4 protein-coding genes and 1 pseudogene are annotated in these 3,724 nt (G+C 38.9%); 2 read left to right on the top strand and 3 right to left on the bottom strand.

Features of this window, described 5'->3' with window-relative positions; genetic code table 11:
- Positions 1–357: 357 nt before the first annotated feature.
- Entirely contained in the window at positions 358–927 is a 570-nt protein-coding gene (locus HLH16_RS00025) for a peptidylprolyl isomerase (protein WP_171527741.1), read from the bottom strand.
- Positions 928–1,029: 102 nt separating this feature from the next.
- On the opposite strand from HLH16_RS00025, the gene HLH16_RS00020 reads away from it, so the two are divergent.
- Positions 1,030–1,698 carry an acetoacetate decarboxylase family protein gene (locus tag HLH16_RS00020; protein WP_171527740.1) on the top strand — a complete coding sequence of 223 codons (669 nt, stop codon included), beginning with the start codon at positions 1,030–1,032 and terminating at the stop codon, positions 1,696–1,698.
- 57 nt (positions 1,699–1,755) lie between these two features.
- Here HLH16_RS00020 and HLH16_RS00015 read toward each other — a convergent pair whose 3' ends face one another.
- Positions 1,756–2,826 (bottom strand): alpha/beta hydrolase, encoded by a 1,071-nt coding sequence (locus HLH16_RS00015; RefSeq protein ID WP_171527739.1) that lies wholly within the window; start codon positions 2,824–2,826, stop codon positions 1,756–1,758.
- A 199-nt stretch (positions 2,827–3,025) separates the two neighbouring features.
- Between HLH16_RS00015 and HLH16_RS00010 the strand changes: the two genes are divergently transcribed.
- Positions 3,026–3,550: a hypothetical protein gene (locus HLH16_RS00010; RefSeq protein WP_171527738.1), complete on the top strand. Its 525-nt coding sequence runs from the start codon at positions 3,026–3,028 to the stop codon at positions 3,548–3,550.
- Between the two features lie 58 nt (positions 3,551–3,608).
- Here the strand turns inward: HLH16_RS00010 and HLH16_RS00005 are convergent.
- A pseudogene (locus HLH16_RS00005) lies at positions 3,609–3,724 on the bottom strand (IS30 family transposase); the annotation flags it as partial.

The raw sequence follows: 3,724 nt of genomic DNA, 5'->3' as shown, positions 1-3,724 counted from the left end.
AAACTTCGAGTAATTTCTACCATCAATCAATGAAAATAATTTCGATCGATCAACCAGTAAAAATCCACACAAGTTGTTCTTCATAATCTCTTAATGATCTTCTTGCTCTTCGTCAGAGACAAGTTCAACGCAATAAATGCTAACAACTTAACTTAATCAGCTAAGTTCGTTTGCTGTATCGCGTTGGTATGAGCTCATTATAGGGCAATTTCTTACACGTGCAAGGGCTTTTAACTGATTGCTATATTAAGTGTTGCATTTTTATGCACTATTTTGGTTCAAAATTACACTAAAAATCAGTTAAGCACATAATTATAAAGCATAAATATGACTAAAATATTTCTGCTTTAATTTGTATTAGTTTTTCTCGGGTGCTGCTTTAACAGTCACACTGACGATTTTCACTGCTTGCTTTGGTACATTTTGATGCATTCCAAAGTTTGCAGTCGGAACTTTAGTGATTTTATCGACCACATCCATTCCTTTAATGACTTTACCAAACACGGCATAACCCGCATTCATCTGGCTTTTATTTAGAAAGTCGTTATCTACTGTATTGATAAAGAATTGGCTGCTTGCTGAATTAGGACTGTTGGTACGTGCCATCGCCAAAGTGCCACGGGTATTTTTCAAACCATTATATGATTCATTTTGAATTGGAGCTTTAGTTTGCTTCTCCACCATGTTGGCATCCATTCCGCCACCTTGAATCATGAAGCCTGGAATCACGCGATGAAAAATGGTACCGTTATAAAAGTTATCCTTTATATAGCTTTCAAAATTTTTCGCTGAAATAGGTGCTTTGTCATTAAAGAGCTCTATTTCAATATTTCCCATGGAGGTTTTCATTTCTACAATCGAGTTTGCAGCGATCGCTTGTAAACTGATAAAGGCAGCACCGACAGCGAATAATGTCTGTTTTAACATTTCTTTACTCTTCTACTTCAAGTTGTAATTGTCAATTTCTATATATTAATCGTTCACTATAAATAAAACAGCATCTCTTTTTGAGATAAAACGAGAATGACAATGAGTGAAGAATTAACCACTACAACTTTTCATCACCATCCACCTTGGAATTTACTGGGTGATGCCTTTATTTTGAATTACTGGTTGACGCCAAACTTTATTAAATGCAATCAAGCTTTCCATCTTGCTCCCTCCCCGATTGGACGAGTTATACAGGTTATATTGGTTCGTTATCATGAATCTCCAGTGGGGCCTTATGATGAGCTTCTGATTTTAGATCACCCTTTAATGAGTAAAAGACGTTTATCTTCGATTCCTAAAATTTATGTGTCTACCGAAACTTCTGTGGTTCATGGTCAACATTTTTGGGGAATTCCGAAACAATTGGCTCAATTTGAATGGTTGATGAAAGATGATGTAGTGTATTGCAACGTTTCATTTGATCAGCAAGAAATGAGTTTGTGCTTGCAGAAGTACAAACATAGTCAGGCTTTCTATATTAATAGCCATCATTTACCCGCACGACTGCTCAACATTCATCAGACCTGGCAAGGTTTGAATTATCAATTCAGCCCGCAATTTCGTGGCAAGTTATGTAAACTCAAACAAGCCTCCTGGAAAAATACGCTGGATGTCTTTCCAGATTTTTCTCAAGCCAAATATTTACAGAGTTTTTATGTTCCCGAATTTAGACTCACGCTACCTGCAGCCAGGATTGAGCAAAAATAAAAAGGTGTTTCACGTGAAACACCTTCTATACAAATAGTCGAATTTATTAAAAAAAGCTTAAACGTGTTTATCCCAAAACTTTCTATAGTTTTTACTGATTTCAATCACGTACTTTTTAGCCCGATAAGAAATTGGGGTTAGGTTGACAAAACCATGGGCTTGATCACTGTATTCCTGATAATGCACTTTCACACCACGATGACGTAACTTGTAGGCATAAATTTCACCTTCATCATGCAATACATCATGACCTGCGGTAATCACAAATGCAGGAGCTAATTTGTCATGTTGGCCGTAGGTCGGTGAAATAATTGGGTCATCCAATTCAACTTGATGAGTTTCAGCATAATAGTGCGTTACAAAGTCGACATCCGTCCCTGTTAAAACTAGACCTTCTTTATACGCATGGAACGATGGATGACGGCTTTTAAAATCTACCGCCGGATAGAGCAGTAATTGCGCTTGTGGTGCATAAACTTTGTTGGCACTACGCTGGGCAACGACTGCACTAATATTGCCGCCTGCACTATCGCCTGCCACAGAAATTCTATTTTTCAAGATTTTAAGCTGTTTTCTATTTTGATATACCCACGCCAGTGCATCTTCACAGGTTTGGATCAGTTTTGTCGGGCTGGCTTCTGGCGCTAAGGGATAGTCAATACTCAGTACCTGAACCTTCGCATAGACCGCAAGTAAACGACAAACCTCATCGTGAGAGTCCAAACTCCCCACCACAAAACCACCGCCATGATAAAACACCACCATGGGAAGTTTTTTACTTGGTGCAGGATGATAGTGTCGCGCGAAGATGGTGCCACTATGTAAAGGGAGCCGTAAATCTTCAACACGATTTACTGGGGTGGGTTTACTCTTAATCGCCTGCATTTGTAGATCAAAGGTTTTACGCGCGTGGATAATATCTTCACCGATGAAACCACTATTCCCTTGTATTAATTGTGCCGCCATCATGCATTGAATTAAAGGGTCAAGTTCAGGATATTCGTGGGGATATCTTAAAATTTTAGCTAAAGACTTTTGTGCAAAACTCGGCAATCGATCCAAAGTGCGTGCTGCAGTGCCTTGACCTTTATCTATCATCGTCTGTAGCGTTCGATTAAAAGCAACCATAAATCCACTTTCCTTTTATTATATTCTTCACATTTTCTACATGATCAGCCGATAAGTGACCATAATCTTATATAAGTCTAATCATGTGTATACACAGTAAAAACATTCATACGCTAATCTTCTTTTTATAGCTTGTCATTGACAATTTCCATGTATATTTCGGAGTGTTTTGCTACTCCTTAAAAGAAGGATGTAAGCCATGACTAAAAAACTGATTATACTCTCTTTAGCGACTATATTTTTAGCTGTAGGTTGTGTCGCATTTCCAGAAGATGGCGGTTATTACAATGGTGGTTATGATTATCGCTATGACCGTCGTTATGATCGAGACTATGACAATCGATATGACCGAGAACGGGATCGTCAACGTTGGGAATATCAACAGCGTCAAAACCGCTTGGAGTTAGAACGAAAAAAACGTGAACTTGAACGTCGCCAGTGGGAACAGAATCGGCAAAAACAGTCGGATTGGGAACGTAAAAAACGCGAACAACAGCATCAATTAGAACAGCGTAAGAGAGCTGCTGAACAAAATCGAAATAACCAATCCAATTGGGATCGCAAAAAGCGTGAACTTGAACGCCAACGCTCAGAACAACAGCGTAAAAAGGCCGATGTACAACATCATCAAAAAACGCAACAGCAAGGTAAATCTCAAGAAAGACGTTGGGATGATCATCGTCGCGATACTGATAAGCGAGTTGGTGATCGTCGCGATAATTAAAATTCTTTATCTGCTCAATGCCCTTTCCAACAAAGGGTATTTTTTTGATTTGGCGGATTCAAGCGGCAAGTGCAACAGTATAAAAACCAGCCATAATATCACTGGGTGTATACCAGCCCAGTGTCTTTCTAGGACGATTATTTAGAGCAGTCTCTATCTGTTCTATCCGCTCTT

This window comes from Acinetobacter sp. ANC 5378 (genome assembly GCF_013004315.1).
In the GTDB taxonomy this organism is placed as follows: Bacteria; Pseudomonadota; Gammaproteobacteria; order Pseudomonadales; family Moraxellaceae; genus Acinetobacter.
The sequence above is the reverse complement of the archived record's forward strand: the minus strand, read 5'-3'. Positions and strand labels throughout refer to the sequence as shown.